Origin of the sequence: Micromonospora sp. NPDC001898, from assembly GCF_042891255.1 — a bacterium.
Lineage (GTDB): Bacteria > Actinomycetota > Actinomycetes > Mycobacteriales > Micromonosporaceae > Micromonospora.
Window position 1 is genome coordinate 318,775 of sequence record NZ_JBIATC010000005.1, and the last position, 16,348, is coordinate 335,122.

13 protein-coding genes are annotated in these 16,348 nt (G+C 71.5%); 3 read left to right on the forward strand and 10 right to left on the reverse strand.

Going from position 1 to position 16,348, the window contains the following annotated elements:
• From ACFYZF_RS14525 to nocL, 9 genes are read right to left on the reverse strand one after another with little or no spacing between them, the layout of a single operon-like run.
• The gene (locus ACFYZF_RS14525) at nucleotides 1–1,011 is read right to left on the reverse strand and encodes a lantibiotic dehydratase C-terminal domain-containing protein (protein ID WP_387020019.1); all 1,011 of its coding nucleotides are present in this window, start codon (nucleotides 1,009–1,011) and stop codon (nucleotides 1–3) included.
• Nucleotides 1,001–3,613: a lantibiotic dehydratase gene (locus tag ACFYZF_RS14530; protein WP_387020022.1), complete on the reverse strand. Its 2,613-nt coding sequence runs from the start codon at nucleotides 3,611–3,613 to the stop codon at nucleotides 1,001–1,003. The genes ACFYZF_RS14525 and ACFYZF_RS14530 overlap by 11 nt, the downstream gene beginning before the upstream one ends.
• A complete protein-coding gene (locus tag ACFYZF_RS14535; RefSeq protein WP_387020024.1) occupies nucleotides 3,610–5,088 on the reverse strand; it encodes a nitroreductase family protein in 1,479 nt (492 codons plus the stop codon). The genes ACFYZF_RS14530 and ACFYZF_RS14535 overlap by 4 nt, the downstream gene beginning before the upstream one ends.
• Entirely contained in the window at nucleotides 5,066–6,979 is a 1,914-nt protein-coding gene (locus tag ACFYZF_RS14540; RefSeq protein ID WP_387020027.1) for a TOMM precursor leader peptide-binding protein, read from the reverse strand. Before ACFYZF_RS14540 ends, ACFYZF_RS14535 begins: the two co-directional genes overlap by 23 nt.
• Complete coding sequence (locus tag ACFYZF_RS14545; RefSeq protein WP_387020030.1) at nucleotides 6,976–8,883, reverse strand: hypothetical protein; 1,908 nt, start codon at nucleotides 8,881–8,883, stop codon at nucleotides 6,976–6,978. Before ACFYZF_RS14545 ends, ACFYZF_RS14540 begins: the two co-directional genes overlap by 4 nt.
• A complete protein-coding gene (locus ACFYZF_RS14550) occupies nucleotides 8,880–10,163 on the reverse strand; it encodes an AMP-binding protein (RefSeq protein ID WP_387020033.1) in 1,284 nt (427 codons plus the stop codon). Before ACFYZF_RS14550 ends, ACFYZF_RS14545 begins: the two co-directional genes overlap by 4 nt.
• Entirely contained in the window at nucleotides 10,133–10,327 is a 195-nt protein-coding gene (locus ACFYZF_RS14555; RefSeq protein ID WP_387020036.1) for a hypothetical protein, read from the reverse strand. The genes ACFYZF_RS14550 and ACFYZF_RS14555 overlap by 31 nt, the downstream gene beginning before the upstream one ends.
• Nucleotides 10,324–11,034 carry an alpha/beta fold hydrolase gene (locus ACFYZF_RS14560; protein WP_387020038.1) on the reverse strand — a complete coding sequence of 237 codons (711 nt, stop codon included), beginning with the start codon at nucleotides 11,032–11,034 and terminating at the stop codon, nucleotides 10,324–10,326. Before ACFYZF_RS14560 ends, ACFYZF_RS14555 begins: the two co-directional genes overlap by 4 nt.
• The gene (gene nocL / locus ACFYZF_RS14565) at nucleotides 11,031–12,287 is read right to left on the reverse strand and encodes a 3-methyl-2-indolic acid synthase (protein ID WP_387020042.1); all 1,257 of its coding nucleotides are present in this window, start codon (nucleotides 12,285–12,287) and stop codon (nucleotides 11,031–11,033) included. The genes ACFYZF_RS14560 and nocL overlap by 4 nt, the downstream gene beginning before the upstream one ends.
• Nucleotides 12,288–12,618: 331 nt before the next feature.
• Here nocL and ACFYZF_RS14570 point away from each other — a divergent pair, with 331 nt between their 5' ends.
• From ACFYZF_RS14570 to ACFYZF_RS14580, 3 genes are all read left to right on the forward strand, one after another.
• Nucleotides 12,619–12,768 (forward strand): thiocillin/thiostrepton family thiazolyl peptide, encoded by a 150-nt coding sequence (locus tag ACFYZF_RS14570; protein WP_117665676.1) that lies wholly within the window; start codon nucleotides 12,619–12,621, stop codon nucleotides 12,766–12,768.
• 162 nt (nucleotides 12,769–12,930) lie between these two features.
• Nucleotides 12,931–14,169 carry a coproporphyrinogen-III oxidase family protein gene (locus tag ACFYZF_RS14575; RefSeq protein ID WP_387020045.1) on the forward strand — a complete coding sequence of 413 codons (1,239 nt, stop codon included), beginning with the start codon at nucleotides 12,931–12,933 and terminating at the stop codon, nucleotides 14,167–14,169.
• Nucleotides 14,166–15,275, forward strand: coding sequence for a hypothetical protein (locus tag ACFYZF_RS14580; protein WP_387020048.1), 1,110 nt, complete (start codon nucleotides 14,166–14,168; stop codon nucleotides 15,273–15,275). The genes ACFYZF_RS14575 and ACFYZF_RS14580 overlap by 4 nt, the downstream gene beginning before the upstream one ends.
• Nucleotides 15,276–15,341: 66 nt before the next feature.
• Here the strand turns inward: ACFYZF_RS14580 and ACFYZF_RS14585 are convergent, their stop codons facing one another.
• A complete protein-coding gene (locus ACFYZF_RS14585; protein ID WP_387020051.1) occupies nucleotides 15,342–15,785 on the reverse strand; it encodes a hypothetical protein in 444 nt (147 codons plus the stop codon).
• Nucleotides 15,786–16,348: the final 563 nt, after the last annotated feature.

A 16,348-nucleotide genomic window follows, 5' to 3' on the forward strand; every position in this document is an offset into this window, starting at 1 on the left:
TTACGGTGCGGTCGTGGTCAGGGTGCCGAGACGGTGCGCCCGGTAGGCGCGGACGCGGTCGATCAGGTCGGGGTCCGGGGCCACGTCGGCGCACCCGCTGAGCACGTGGTGGCCGAGGAAGCCCAGGAAAGCCTCCCGCTCGGGGGTCAGACCGAGCCGGTTGTTGTGGGTGTGCAGATAGCCGACCAGCAGCACCCGCCGACGACGCGCGTCGTCCGCGTCCGCCCCGGCCAACGCCACTGCGGGCAGCACCGTCGGATCGGCGTGCTCTGCGGTGACGGCCGCCCGTACCGCGGTGCTGTAGCCGTCGGCCAGTGGGAGCGTGACGAGCGTCCGGCGGGCCTGGTCGGTCACCGGGCCGCCGCAGTCCGCCAGCAGCGTCGGCCAGGTCTCCAGGAACTCGTCGAACACCCACGGCGACCACAGCAGGCAGTAGTCGCGGAAGAAGACCGCCACCTCGGCGGGGGAGAGCCCGGCCGCGCAGAGCCCGCGCAGCATCATCGTGAAGCCCAGACCGAGCCGGCGATCCGGCTGCGCGGCCAGCCGTGGCAGGGCGGCCAGCACGAGCCTGGAGCTGCGGTCGAAGAAATCCTCGGCGATGGCCACCCCGCCCGGGCCGCCGTACTTGTCGTACTCGGGGGTGTAGGTCGCCTCCCGGACGGTGTCCGGTGGGTACATCCGCCCGGGTGACACGGCCTCCAACGCGGCCATCGTGGGCTGCGCTTCCCGCATGAACTCGTCCTGGTCGAACTCGACGTCGTCCGGGTTCCCGCGCAGGTACCGGGTGGCCGCCTCCGCCAGCCGCGCCACGACGACGTCCGCGGCGGCCGGGTCGGTGCGCACCCGCACCCGGATGTGGTGTCCACCCTCCCAGTAGCGCAGGAAGAACGAGCGCCGCACCGCGCCCTCGGCGCGTAGCCGGGCCAGCGCAGGTGCCAGCCCCTCGACGAGGAACGCGTCCTGACGGCCGAAACGGTGTACGTGCAGACTGCGCCAGACGTCATCCGACATCGGTCACCGCCCGGTTGAACTCCACGAAGAACTCCTCGGCCGCAGCGGGCTCGTTCTGGCGCTCGGGTATCGGCAGGCACTCGTGGAGCAGCACCGATCCACCCGTCATCGCCCGCGCCTGCTTGGCGAAGACGTGACACAGGAAGGGGTTGCGTACGTCCAGGTAGTGCGGTTTGTGCAGCCGGGCGCTGCGCGCCTCCAGCGCCCACTGGCGGGTTTCGGCCAGCAGGTCCCGCTTGCCGGTGGGCACCACCGGCGGCGCCATCATCCGGAAGAACAGCTCCCGTGGTAGGCCGACGGAGCGGCGCCAACTGTCGAAGGCGGCCAGCCCGCTGCCCTCGTAGCGCTCCAGCTCAGCCAACCCGGGGAGCTGGTCGACGCCGAAGCGCCAGGACCGCCGATCCAGCACCAGGTCGCCGAGGACCAGCCGGGGACGGGGGCCGGTCCGCGGGCCGTCGGCGCGGTCCAACTGGTCCCACAGGCCACCCCGATAGGTGCGGGTGGGCGCGAAAACGCACAGGAACCGGTACAACATGGGCGCTGCTGCGGGATAGAGGAAGTTCAGCGGCACCAGGTCGATGGGCTCGCCGTCGCGGCCGGAGACCAGCACGAGCCGGTGCCGCTCCGGATCGGCCCGCACCGTGAGGTCGGCGAGCGTCATCGCCGCCCGGCCGCCGGGCGCGGCCACCGAGCCCGGGTACACCAGCTCCAGCGGGCTCAGCCGGGGATGCAGGTTGAAATTCAGCCCCAGCACCAGCGTGAGGTCGGTCTGCCGGGGACCGGTGCGGGCGACGTGCCGGCGCAGTGCCGTGGCGAGATCCCAGCCGTCGCCGTCCTCCGGCGCCAGCAGATCGCAGAACCGGGAGAAGAACACCCCGTGCCCGGTGGTCATTCCGTTGATCACCGCTCTGCTGCCCGCCTGGTCGAACTGCACCCGGTACGCCGCCGACCGCCACGGCTGCACCGACGCGGGGAGCCGGTCGGTGACGGCACGTAGGTCGCCGGGGTCCAGCGTGAGCTGCTCCGCCTCCGGGGCGGCGCCCAGGCGCGCCCGCAGCAGGTCGAAGAACTCGCCACGCATCGCCCGGACGCCCTCGCTGGCCGGATCGTCCACGCCACACATCACCGCGCTCGCCTCCGCCGGCGGCAGCTCGGAGAACTGCCGGTACAGCTCCACGAGCGGCACCTCGGCGGTCGCGCCGAAGCGTCGGGTGAAGAAGCGGTACAGCCCCAGCTTCTCGATGGTCGCGTCGTCGAGCACCGGCACCAGCCGCTGCAACAGGTCGAAGGACTCGCGGTTCGCGGTCAGCAGCTCCGGCCGCCACGAGCTCGGCCGGGCGTGGGTGCCGACGTCCTCGTACATGGCCGCGCGCATCGCCTCCCGCGCCGGGGGCGGCCCGCCGCACACCTCGGCGAACCGGTGCACCAGCTTCCGCAACTCGGCCAGCAGACCGGTGCGCCGCCGGGCGCTGGCGAACCCGTAGGAGCGTTCGATGGCGCTGAGCCGTTCGAAGATCTCCGCGCAGCTCGCCGCCGCCGGAGTGTCGACCTTCCGCAGCAGCACCGCGGTCCGGCCGGCCAGGTCGGTGGTCTGGTCCGGTAGGCCGATACCCCGGTGGCACAGGCCGACCTTGACCAGCTTGTCGATGGTCTCTCCGACCGCGGTGGGCGCCAGCCCCGCTGCCACGAGCCGCTCGCGGAGCTGTCGTACCGTCAGATCGCCCTCGCCCAGCGCGGTCGTCAGGACGCGGACCAGGTCGGTGTGGCGCGCGACGACGACCCGGTCCGGATCGAACCCGTCGTCGGCGCCCTCGATGGGGCGGCGGACGAAGACCGCGCGACCGTCCCGCACCGCGAGCGAGTTGTTCAGTCGTATCCGCAGCAGGTCGTCCGCGCCGTCGATGCGGTGAAGCTGGTGCACCATCCACATGAGCAGGCCGACGCTGAGCCGGACCTGGGTGCGACGGTTTCCCGGCGTCCCCCGCCACTCCCACGGCCCGGCACCGATCTCGGTGAAGGCACCGAACGGGGAGGGCTTGAGCGCCACCCGGTAGGCGAAGCTCGTGATCGTGCTCTCGGCCCGCCGGGCCCGGCTCGGTTTGCGGCCCTGGTCGAACGGGTCCGCCGCGTACGCCATCACCTCGCGGTAGACGTCCTCGCCGGAGAGCTGCACCCCACGCTGGAACTCCTCACCCTGGGCCACGGCCGCCAGCGTCCGACGCCCGGCGGTCAACTCCGCGGACAGCACCTCCTGGACCCGCGCGGCCAGGGCGTCGGCCGCGTCGCGTTCCCGGCACCACTCGTCCAGCAGGTGCCGCACCGGCTCGGGCAGCAGGTCCCGCCGGTACGGCGGTCGGGCCACCCGGTCGTTGTGCACGACGCGGCGGAGCGCCAACAGGTCACGACGGTCCTCGGGTGACGCCTGCGGCACCAGGGCGTGCAGCGCGTCACCCAGCTTCTCCGCCAGCGGCCGCCGTCGCCGCGCCGTGGCGTCGACCTCGTCCAGCAACGCCCAGAACCGCCGGGGGACCAGGTCGTCCAGGGCGGCCAGGCCGATCGTGCCGCGCCGGAAGAGCGCGTACGGACTGAATTCTCCGGTCATCGGGGCCTCACCGTCACCTCCCACTCGGAGCCGGCGCGCACGACACCGACACAGATCTGCGCTTGCGCGCCGGAGCCCTGGCCGTCCAGGCCGTACGCGGCGTCGACGGCCGGCGCGTCGAAACCGAGGAACGGGTGGTTGCCCAGCCCGACCGCCGTCGCCGCCAGGACCACCGCCTCCATCGCCACGCCCACGGCCAGTTGCTGCGTGCGGTAGTTGCGGGCCGACCGGCCCGCCTGCCGGGGCGAGGCGACGGCGTGCACGGTGAAGGCGGCGAGTTCGGCGTTGACCGAACTGCCGAAGAGCGCGCCCTGTAGGTACGGGCCGAGGTCGGGGTCCGGGCCGCGACCGACCGGGATGAGCCGGCCGTCGTGGTGGGCGTACCAGCCCGCCGGGACGCCCGGCACCCGGTGCACGGCCACGCAGAAGGTGATCTCCGGCAGCCTCGGGCCACCGTGGCGACGCAGGGTGGTGATCGCTGTGGTCGCCTGCCGCAGCACGGTGGCCAGCTGTGCCGGGCCGGCCGGCCGGCCCGTGAACTGTCGACCCCCGGACCGCCGGCGGACGATCACGTCCTCGTCGGTGAGATCGACCGCGAGGGGCGGGGGCAACTCCACCGTCCCCGCCCCGACGGCACCGGACGCCGCGAGCGGTGCGGCGGGGGGTGCCCCGGCGGCCACCGCCCGAGCTGACGGGGCCGAGCGGGCGGACGCGTGCACCATGTCGAAGACCGGTGATCGCTTGACCCGGCGTGACCGCTCCACCAGGCGGGGCGCCGCGACGGGCGGCGAGGCGGCCCGGCCGGTCACGTCGGCACCGCCGGTCGCCACGTTCGGGCCGCAGCCGACGACGGCGTACACGCTCTCGTCGCGGCCGTCCACGCCCAGGCAGTCGTTCAACGCGTCGTCGGCGAAGTCGGTCCGCACCCACGTGGCGCCGAACTCGCTCCCGGCGAGGCGCAGCAGCCGCCCGAGCACGACTCCGGCATCGACCGCCCCCAGGCGGTAGGAGAAGTCGCCGTACTTGTAGAAGTTCTTCCAGAACCGGCTGGTCAGCAGGAGCACGACGGCCGGGAGCGGCGCGTCCGCGGCCAGGCGCAGGCCCTCCCGCAGGCGCCGGGTCGGGCTGTCACCGGGCAGCGCCAGCAACTCCAACCGGTACGGGTCGACGTGGCAGAGCCGATCGCTCCCGGTGAGCACGACGTACGCCTCGGTGGGATGCATCGCGCCCCCCGACGGAACGGCCCGCCGCAGCGTCGCGGTCGGCCCGCGCACCGCGGTCACCGCCACCGTGCCCCGCAGCACCCGGGCCAGCGCACCGGTCGCCGGGGCCCGCTCACCGCCCTGGTGCACCTTCACCGGCCAGGGGCCGTCGCTGAAATCAGCCCGCCAGCCGGGCGGGTTCGCCGACTGCGGATCCTCGCGGAGCAGTCGTAGGTGCTCGGCGACCCGATCAGGGGAAGGGGTGCGGGACACTGCCCACCTCCTCGCCGGGGAGCAGTTGGCTGCCGTACGGGATCCCGGTTCCGTCCGTGAGTCGCGGCAGCCCCTCGGTACGCCGGTTGACATGCCCGAACGTCATCGGCACCAGGCCGGGCACGATGACCCGGACGCAGTGCAGCCCGTTGCGGGTCAGCTCCGGCATGCTCTGGTCCACGACCAGTACGTCGAGGCCGGCGGCGAGCAGATCGCCGACCGCCCGGCGCAGATCGGCGCGGATGTCCAGGTCGTGCTCGACGACCGTCCCCGGGATCTCGGCCAGCGGGACGGTCGGACGCCGCCCGTCGAGGAGGAAGGCGTAGCGGCCCCGGGCCTCCGGTAGGGCGCCGACCAGTGAGTGATCCTCCATCCGCCGGATGAGGGTCGGATCGGCGAGCATCCGCAGCCCGTCGGCTCGACGGCTCGGATAGCTGTGCCGGGTGGCCAGGATGCTGCCGATCAGCTCGTGCAGCCCGCCGAGGACCGCCTGCCTCGGGTCGGGGTGCGCGCCGGACCCGGCGAAGACCGCCGGAGCGTCGACCGCCCGTCCCCGCCCGCCCCCGCCCTCCGCGACGAGCCAGAACGTCGGCAGGTGGTACTCCATGGTGGACCGGAAACACCGGAAGTCGAATCCGGTGAACAGGCGTGCCTTCCGCAGCAGGGTGCCGAGCTCGCCGTCGTCGGGCAGCTCCACCTCCGGCAGGGCCAGGCGGCGATACCAGGTGAGCAGGAACGAGTCCCGCTCGGCCACCTCGCGCAGGCCGTGCAGGATCGCCTCCTCCACCGAGTTGCCGAGGGCGCACCCGTTCGAGGTGTCGTAGCAGAACGACACCTCGTCGTCGTGCCGAGGGCCCCAGAACGCGGCCCGCTCGGGGATCAGCACCCGCTCACCGTCGCGGAACGAGTACCCCCACACCCAGTCGACGACGGTCTCGGGGTCGAAGGCCCGGTAACGAAAGCCGTCCATGGCGTACGAGCTGGTCGGGTGCGTGCCCAGCCGGGGCGGGTACAGGGCGTGGTCGGCGATATCGGCGTACGCGGCCCGGACCGGCGCCCGCCGGCCGCCCCGGTGCATGCCGGCGTAGCGCTCCAGGCCCTCCAGGACCGCGATGGTACGGCTGTCGGCGTAGCTGCGCGCCCGACCGATGGCCGGCTCCCGCCGGCCCCACCGGGTGGAGAGCTCCACCGAGCAGGCGCCGTAGGGGTTCTGCAGGTCCTGCTTGAGCTCCTTGAACAGGCCCAACCCGGGGAACAGGTAGTCGGCGGTGACGGTCCTGGCGTCCAACTGGGCGGTGCGCAGCGTCGCCGGGGCCAGCTTCTGCAGGGCGACGTCCACGGGGGTGAACGTCGGCACGGTATCGGCTCCCGGCCGGCCGCAGCCGACGCAGGTGGAGTCCGGCAGCAGGACCTGCGGCTCAGCCGTACCGGCTTCCGCGTCCACGACCAGGACCGAGCCGGGCGGCACCAGGGCCCCGGCGAGGGATGCCTGCGTGTACCGCTCCACCATGGCCAGCGCGGCCGGGCGAAGGGTCCACACGTCGACGTCGCGGTGCGAGGAGTCCGGTGCCGCGTCGCCGTCGAGATCGGGACCGAACGGTGTGTTCGCGACCCGGGTGACCAGGCAGCGGACACATCCTGCCCGGCCGGGCGCCCACACCGGGCCGATGTACACCAGGCCCCGCCACGTGCCGACGAAGAGCAGTGAGCGCCCGAGCCCGACGCACTCCACCATGGTGTCGTGGTAGGCGTCCACCTCGGTGAGCTCGGCGACCAGGACGCAGACACCTCCGGGGTCGCTCCCGGCGGGCCGCACCAGCCGCGCGGCGAGCTGCCTCGCCAGGAAGCCCACTCCGACCACGTCCACCGCCGACGTGAGCGCCGCGGTCACGAGAGCTCCCTCGGCGCGGCGACCACGTACGCCTCGCCGTCGAGGAAGCCGAGCAGGTGACCGAGGTCCCGGCCGGGGTCCCGTCGGGCCTGCCCGCCGAGCCGGGCGAGGGCGTCGGACCAGGTCCGGACCGGCGGTGCCAGGTGCCCGAGCACGTACCGGTCGGCGTTTGTCCCGGCCTCGTCGGCCAGACCGTCCGCGACGGCGCGGAGCAGGGCGTTGTCGAGGGCGTGCGCGGTGTCCACGCCGAAGCCGGCGACGGTACCGCCGCCGGTGCTCAGCATGACGCGGACGAACCCGGTGGGCATCGTCCGCACACTGTCGAGATGCCATTCCCGACCGCCGGCGGCGAGCTCGTCGACGAGGAACGCGCCGATCGGGCTCGGCACCGCGTCCGTGGCGGAGTCGGTCTCCGAACGGGCGGGCGCCGTGGCGTCGGATGCCACGGCGGCGGAGGCTGCCAGGCGGGCCCGGTAGCCGGCCTCCGCGCGGGACCAGCCGGCGCCGACGAACCAGCCGGGTGGGAGCACCCCGGCGGCGACGGCCAACTGCCGGGCCAGGTGCTCCAGCGTCACCAGGACCACCTGGTTGCGGGCCTCACGCGGCGACACCGAGCGGCAGGCGATTCTGGTGGTCCGCTGCGCGGCGGCGGTGCTGTCGGGCTCGGCGACCCGGCAGATGCTCACCGCCAGCGGCAGCTGGTCGGCGTCGCCCTCGGCAAGGTGGTGGATCGGCCCGACGAGGTGGTCGGTCCAGCCCGAGGTCACGGTGACGATGCGGTCCGCGACAGCCACCAGGGCCGCGCTGTCCTCGGCCGCGGGGATGTCCGGGCGGACCAGGTCGTCCTCGTGGCTCGGCGGGGCCGGTGAGGATCCGTGCGGGGCCGGTGGCGAGCTCGACTCGTGCAGGGGGCAGCTCGGGTGGCGGCGCGGCTTGTGGGTGCGCACGATCGGAGCGATCGGTTCCACGGTGGCGATGCGCCCGAAGCCGGCGCGCGGCACACCGGCCAGGGTGGTGAAGGCGTGCTGGGCCAGGTGCAGAGCCGCGACCGCGGCCGGAGCCGCCGCCAGCGGCAGCGGCTGGCCGGTGACCGCGACGGCGCGGGCCGCCAGCCATCGGTGGAGGCAACCCCAGCAGCTGTCGGGCCCGCCCGGCAGGGCCACGGTGAAGTCGCCGCACCGGCCGAGGACCCCCAGTCCGCGACCGGAGTCGCGGAGCCGGCGCTGGGCCGCGCCGACGCGGGCCGGCGCGTCCGGGTCGTCGCCGAGTGTCTCGTCGGCGAGCAGCGCCATCGGGACGTCCAGCTGGCCCGCCCGGTCGACCAGATCCGTCGGGTGGATCTCGTCGACGTGGTGGACCTCGTAGCGCAGCTGGCTGTCCCGTCGGACGGCTGCGGCGAGTACCGCGGTCACCTGCTCGTCGGCCGCCTTCGTGGTCAGGACGTGGAGGCGGGCCAGTCCGAAGTCGGTCAGCGCGCCGAGCAACGCGGTCAGCGCGACACCACCGCCGGCGACCAGCAGGGGCGCCGACCGGGCCCGGTGGAACCGCGTGACGGGTCGGTCGGCGTGCAGATCGAGGAAGTCGAGCTGGGCCGGGTAGAGCTGCCGCAGCCAGTCCGGCACCGGCTCAGCCGGGTGCCGTGCCTCGGCGACCAAGCCGTTGCGGGCCAGCGTGGCGATGAGCTCCAGTACCGAGCGCCGGGCCGTCTCGGACAGCCCCGACACCAGGTCGTCGAGGGTGCGCTCGCCGTCCAGGTTGCCGAAGACGGCGGCGACCAGTTGGTACGCGCCGGCGCCCCGGATCGTGAACGACCCGGCGTTGTTGCTGAGCCGTACGCCGTCGGCACGACGGACGTAGAACGCGTCCGGCCGGACCGTGAACCGTCGGGTGTCGGGCATGGTCATCGCAGCTTTCCGTTGGCGTTGTAGACGGCACCGGCAGCCAGCTCGGAGACGACGTCGACGATCCCGGGCCGTTCGTTCTCCGCCAGGTCCTGGCAGTGCTCGTGGACGGCGGCCGGGTCGACCTCGCCGACGATCCGGGCGACGAGGCGCTCCAACCCGGAGTCGGTGCGCTCGATGAGGACCCGCGCATCCGCCACGCCGGGCAGGAGCAGCAGGTGCCGTTCGATCGCCCGGGGGTAGACGAGGACGCCGCGCAGCTTCTCGCCGCCGTCCACCCGGCCCTCCAGGCACAGGTTTCCGGCCGCGTCGAATCGCCCGTAGTCGGTGCTGGCGACGTGGTCACCCGTCGGGCGGGGCGGCTCGCCGGGGCACCACAGGTGGTGACAGCAGTCCACCCCGGAGACCGCGACCCGGCCGATCCCCCGGGCGTCCGGGTTCCGGATCCACACGGCCTTGCCCGGGATCGGCGCTCCGACGTGCTGGTTGTGGCCCGGGTCGGGGTCCACGGCGATGGCCCCGGTCTCGGCGGTGCCGTACAGGTTGGCCGGTGCCACACCTCGGAACCGGTCCCGGATCAGGTCGACCCGGGTCTTGGTGACGTGCCCGCCGCCGAGGAACAGAGCGACGTGCCCCATCTCCAGCGGCGTCGGGGTGCCGACGCAGGCGGCGGCGGCGACTGCCGGGACGCTGAGTACGAACGTGTCTCCGCGCGCCTGCGCCACCGCCGACCAGTCGTGTGGCGGGAAGACCACCAGATCCCGTTGGAGGAAGAGGCTGGGCAGCACGGTCATGAAGAACGCGGCCGAGAACTGCGGTGGCAGGCAGGTGGCGAGTGTCGTCGGGGTGCGCCCGGAGAACGCCGGTCGCAGCATCGCCTGTTCGTAGTGCAGGGCGACCAGTTCCCAGGAGTCCGCGTGGCCGATGGCGAGCTTCGCCAGGCCGGTGCTGCCGGAGGTGGCCACCCCCCACAGGGGCCGGTCGGTGGTGCCGACGAGGGGTGGGTCGATCTCGTGCAGACCCGGCATGAGTTCGCGGCGGCCACCAGCGACGGCGTCGACGGTGGCCCACAGCAGCGTGGTGTCCGGCACGCTGGCCACCGCGAACAGCGCGGCGAGGGAGGCCAGCCCGGAGGTCGGGTCGACCACGTACGCGCCGCCGGGGCGCACCTGGTCACAGCGGGAGGCGGACAGCTCGGCCCAGGTGGCGTACTGCCCGCCCCAGCGAGCTCCGGTAGTGGTCGCCGGTGTGCTCAGGAAGCGCTGGAATGCTGGCCGACCCATGCCACCCACCCCTCGATCGTCCGGGGCCCGTCCTCGGCGGGCGCGCCGTAGCCCTGGTTGGTGAGGTACGTCCGCACGACCACCGCCTCCAGCGAGTCGAGCGTGCGGTGCGGGTCTTCCTCCTGGACCAGGTGGGAAAGCTGCGCCCGCAGGTCACTGCTCACCGTGCTGTCTCCTTTCGCCAGAAGGCCTCGACGGCCTCGTTGAACTGTTCCGGAGCGTCGTGGCTGGCGATGTGTCCCGCGCCGTCGAGGACGTGCCCCCACACGCGGGGGCCGTACCGGCGCGCGTCGGTTGCGGCGACCCGCTCGACCGACTTGAGCGTGCCGTTGACCAGCAGCGTGTCGACGTCGAGCGTGGCCAGGTCCTGCGGGCGCACCAGCGCCGTCGTCTCGAAGGCACGCTCGACGTGCTGAGTGAAGGCGGCCAGGGTGGCGCGCCAGCGCGCGCCGTGCAGCCGGTCGTACTCCGCCATCAGGGCGGCGTCCGCGTCGACGAGCGTGCCGAAGCCGGCCAGCAGGGTGAGGAAGACGTCGCGGTCCAGTCCCGGCGCGAAGCCGGTGAGGACCAGCGACCGCACCAGGTCGGGTCGGGCGGCGGCGGCGCGGGTGGCGAGCGGTCCACCCAGGTAGGAGGCGGCGACGAGCCGTCCGGGCCCGAAGCGTTCAACGAGCGCGACCACGTAGTGCAGCGCGGTGTCGAGGTAGTCGGGCCCCGCGTCGAGGCGGCAGCGGCCGTGCCCGGGCAGGTCGATGGGGATGACCTGGTATCGGCCGCTCCAGGCGCGGATCTGGCCGCTGAAGTGTCCGTACGCGGTACCCAGCAGCCCGTGTAGCAGGTACACGGGCTGCTGGTCGTCCTGCCTGCTCAACCGATCGCGACGGTCGCAACGCCGGCGGGATCGACGAAGTGGTCGACCTGTAGTCCGCTGGCTTCCAGCCGGCTCAGGATGTGACGGGGCCGGCGCAGGTCGGCAACGAGGAACTGGGAGGTGTTCGCGTCGTTCTGCGCCTGCCTGTCCGACCGGTAGGGGGCCACGTCGGGGCTGCCGGGGCTGAACACGCCGGCGAGGCCGACCGCCCGGTCCTGGAACTCCTGCGGTTCCCGGGTGGTGAGTACGAGCCGCTGTTCGGGGCAGGTGAACGCGATTGCCGCCATCATCCGCAGGTAGTCGTCGTCGTTGATGCGGGTGGTGTCACGCGAGGCGTTGGCCGGGCGCATCCGGGGCAACGACAGATCCACGATCGCCCCGCGGTCGCGCAGGTGAGTGCCGTGGGCGACCAGATCGACGAGTTCTGCGGAGACGTCGTCGTGCAGCCCCACGAGGACGCCCGGGTTAACATACCGGAATCCGGCGTCGAGCCAACGGTCGAAGGAGACGACGCGGCGGTCGAAGTTGGCCTTGGGCACCTCCAGTGGCGTCTTACCCATGAAGCGCCGGTAGGTCTCCCGGTCGTAGGATTCCTGGAATACGCACATGGTCACCGGCTCGGTGGGCCGGATCCATTCGGCGAGGACGTCGATCTCGTCCGGCTCCATGCTGCCGATGTTGAAGTAGATCCGTTCGAAGCCCATGTCCAGGGCGGCCCGCATGGCCCAGCCGATGCGGAAAGCCGTGCTCAACCTCGTGTACTTGTCCTGGTACTCGCCCGTCAGAAAACCGACGCCCCGGACGCCTTCGTGAGTGAAGAGGATGTTGAGCTGCTCAAGGAGCTCGTTCCGGCCGGAGAACTTGCGTTCCATGCGGCTGTTGCCCTTGCGCATCGAGCACATCTTGCACTCGGAGTCGCAGTGGTTGGTGGTGTAGAGCGGCACGAACGTGTGCAGGCGGGGCTGCCGGACCGCGCAGCGCGCCTCGGCCGCGGTGATCAGCTCCGCCGTCGAGACGGTCCTGTCCTGCCACAGCGCGAGCGCGACTGCGGGCCGACTGGCGGTCGGCTCCTGGTCGACGGGCAGCGTCAGGACCGCCCTCGTGTCGACCGTTTCGGCCTCCTTTTGAACCGTTGCGAAGTCCGGCTTGACGAAATCCGTCGAAGCGGTGATGGCCTCTTCCCCCACGACATTCCCTTCCAGCAGTTGGGCGACTGAATCGCCGTTAACGCTTGCTGTCAGGAGTGCGATCACGGTCGCACCCCCGTCGTGTCTGCGGCGACGCTACCGCACTCCGATCAATGCCGAAAGGTGCCCTTGACAGTTTACAATTGCGATGCTAGAAGCCGTCGGCGAGTCTGCGAACGCCCCCGCCGAGCTGGAAGAATGTGTCTTATCCGTGCTGTTTCTACAGTGCGACGATTTCGTTTCTGTGGTCCGAGAATAGCTTGCCTGTAGGGGTTTTATAGCGAACATTTATTCCATCGAAGATTGCTCGGATAGCCTTGACAACACCACTGGATGCTCCATAACTTCGTCGGTGTCGGGGGCCACGAGGTACCGAATCAGAAAGAGGGTGGCGATTATGGAGAACGAGCTGCTTACGCTCGACATCGACGACCTGGAGATCTCGGAGTTCCTGGACGAGAGCCGGCTCGAGGACAGCGACGTCGTCGCGAAGGTCATGTCGGCGTCCTGCACCACGTGCGAGTGCAGCTGCAGCTGCTCCTCCTGACGACGCTGGCGCTCGATCCCGCGGGTCCGCTCGGCGACCGCCGATAGCCCGACATCGAGATAGCCCATCACGCCGGAACGTGCCCCGCGGCCAAGGGCCCCCGCCGCCGCGGGGCACGTTCCGGATGTGCAGCAACGCGGCGGCGCCCGAAAGGAACAGCTCATGACTACCGCACCCATCGCCGACACCGAGCTCCACCTGCCGAGCAGCAGCGCGGAACAACGCGTCCTCATGCTGTACGTGCATGTGCCTTTCTGTCACTCCCGCTGCACCTTCTGCGACTGGGTCCAGGCGATCCCCAACAGGGACCTGCTGCGCAAGCCCGGCGATTCAGTCCGAATGAACTACATCCGGGCGTTGTGCCAGGAGATCGAGCACCGCGGCGCCGAGCTGGCCGGTCTCGACACCCTGCCGTACGTCGTCTACTGGGGCGGCGGCACGGCGAGCAGCCTCGACAACGACGAGGCCACACAGGTCATGGCCGCCCTGCGGAACTCGTTCGACCTGAGCACCGTCGCCGAGGCCACCATCGAATGCAGCCCGGACACCGTGGACGAGGAGAAGCTCGCCTTCTTCCGTGACCTCGGCTTCAACCGGGTCTCCAGCGGCGTCCAGTCCTTCGACGACGAGCGGCTCAAGCGGCTAGGTCGTCGGCACAACGCCACCCAGGCCAGCCGGCTCACCCACGCGGCCCGCGCCGTGGGGTTCGAGGACGTGTCGATCGACATCATGTCCGGCTTCCCGGACCAGAGCCTGGACGAGCTACGGCACACGGTGGACAGGGCGTTGGAGCTGCCGATCAACCACCTGTCGCTCTACTCGTTCCGGCCCACGCCCGGCACGTTCATGCGCCGCAAGATGGATCCCGACGAGAAGCGCGGCTACGTGCGCAACCAGAAACACCTGTTCACCGAAGCGCGCCGACTGATCAACGCGGCCGGAATGCACGAGTACGCCTCCGGCTACTTCGGCAAGGTCTCGCCGTTCGCCGCGATGTACTTCCAACTGCGCGCCGACACTGTCGGCTTCGGTTCCGGGGCGATCTCGCTGGTGAACCAGCAGTTCCAGTCCCACCGCAAGGGCCTGCTGCACAGCTACGTCCAGGCGCCGACCAGCTTCGACATCGCCGTACCCGCCAGCCAGGACCGGGTGCTGGTCTCGTTCCTCCAGGCCGGTCTCGCGATGTTCGACGGAGTCCTGCGCGACGAGTGGCGCATCGCCACCGGCACCGAGCTCGACGAGGTGCTCACCCGTCCGACCATCGCGCCGCTGGCCGAGTTCCTTCGGGGACGAGGGCTCGTCTCCGACGAGCGGGGCATCCGACTGCCGGTACGCAACGTCGGGGTGACCCTCATCGAGCTGGCGTTCGAGATGGCGATGTCCCAGCCGGAACTTGAATGACTGGTACCACTCGCCGCTGGTGGGAGTTGGAGATCGTCGTTCCCGCCGATCGGTGGTGCGCCTTCGTCGCCGACGTGGCAGGGCCGTTGCTGGACACCTGCGCGAGCACCGGTTCCGGGATCGGTGGCGCGCTGCTGGTCCGCGACGTCACCGCTCAGGGGGTGCCGGCGATCTACGTGCAGGCGCTGGCGGCGAGCGGTTCGGAGCTGGCGGACGCCTACCGGACGGTGCTGCGGGCGTCGCCCGAGCCGGCGGTCGCCGGGGCCGTCACGGTTGATTCCCGGCTCCCGGGCGGGCCCGCCGGCCCGCCCGACTCCCCGGTGGCGTCCCTCGACACCGCCGTGGTGCGGCCCGCCCGACTGGTTCCGCTCGCCGGGCCGGTCTTCGGTGGCGCCGCCCTGCCCGCGCTCACCCGCACCTTCCTGCACCGGGTCGGCCCGGCGCTGGTGCAACTGGCGCAGGAGGGCCGGGGCCAGCGCCGGTCGATGCTGGAGGCCGCCCTGCCCGTGATGGCGGCGCAGCTCAAGGCGCAGGGTCCATCGGCCGCTCCGGGCGCCGAGAATCTCGCCCTCAACGGCGTACCGCTGGGCTTCCTGAGCTTCCGGTCCCACGCCGAGGCGTTCTTCGCGACCTGCCGGGATCCGGCAGCCGCACGCGCGGCGATGGACGGCCGATACCACGGCGCTCGGGCCGGTATCGACCGGACGGTCGCCGCAGTCTTCGAGGCGGCCGAGACCGGCTCGCTGCGAGACGGCCCCGCCGGGCTCTGGTACGCGACAGCCTGTGCGGCGAAGGCGGAGTTCATGTCCGCGTTCCGGGCGGGGGAGTTGACGATCTCGGCGCCGCCGGACCCGACCCGGCACGGCAACGACCTGGCCCACAGCCGGTTCCATCGCAAGGCGGGCGCGTCGACGACGCTGCAGACGTACATCCAGGGTGATCCGGCGTTCCTCGCTGTACGTCTCTGCACCAGCCTGCTCTACCTCGGTCTGCACACCGCCGGTCTGACGCTGGCCGAGCGGTACTTCCTCTGCCACGTCATCGGTCGAGCCTGCGAATCGTTGAGCGGCGCCGATGCCCTGTCGATCCTCGACGACCTCTCCTGAGGCGACCGACCCGCGGCGCGACGCCGGTCGGGCCGCCGGTCGGTCGCGTGACGTGGGCTCGGCGCCTCAGCCGCGCCGGGGGTGGACGGGGATGATCGAAGCGGTGCCCCGGTTGTGCTCCACGGGGCGGACGAAGGGCTCCGCCTCCGGCGCCTCGTAGGCCATCCCGACGCCGGCCACGAGCTTGCCGACGTCGCTGAGCCCTTCGGCAGCGGCCTCCACCCCGAAATACTGTCGGCTGGTGGGGAGATAGCCGATCAGCTCACCCACCCGGGAGGCGACCGGCGGAGCGCCGTAGGCGGCTTCCCTGTTGTCCCACAGGTATACCGCCCCCCAGGTCTCGCCGTCCGGTCCGGTCGACGAGATCCACACCTTCTGCCGTAGCCCGGGCACCTGTGAATAGGCGTCGACGGCGTAGTCGCGCAGGTAGGCCCGCAGCGAGGCCACCGTCTGCTCGGAGTGGGACAGGTCCCACAGGATTATGGAGCAGTAAAGGCCGTTGTCCTGCACGACTTCCTCCAATATCAGGCCGATAACCTGCCGACGAGTCTATCGGGAGACTACGGAGTCCGAAATGGGTTCGGGACGCGGCGTGCCGGGCGGGTGGTCGTTGACGGGCCGACGGCCTGGTCACTGCCAAATCAGCGGCGAGTGTGGTCGCTCAAGAGCCGGACAAGGATGGCTAAAGAACGGCATTATCTGTATCTACCTGCCACCACAATCGGGGCTCAGCGTCAGCGAGATCGTCGACGAGTCCGCAGGTGGAACATCATGCCGGCGCATATCGTCACCGCCTATCATGGTAATTCACCCCCGTCAACTTCCCTTGTCTGCCTCCGGTCGTCCGGGATATTTTCCGAGCCGGACCGCGATTCTTCACGCAGGAATCCGTACCTCTTCATCGTCGAATACCGTCAGGCGCCGAGCCGATGGCCGGCGACTTGACCCGTTCACCACGTAGACAGGGAGCGCGCATGACATCGCCGGACCATCCCGGTCACGAGGTCGCCGCCGAGAGCGTAAGCCCCGTTGACGGCCCGGACTCAGCGTCGGCCGGATCCACCGCCGCCCCC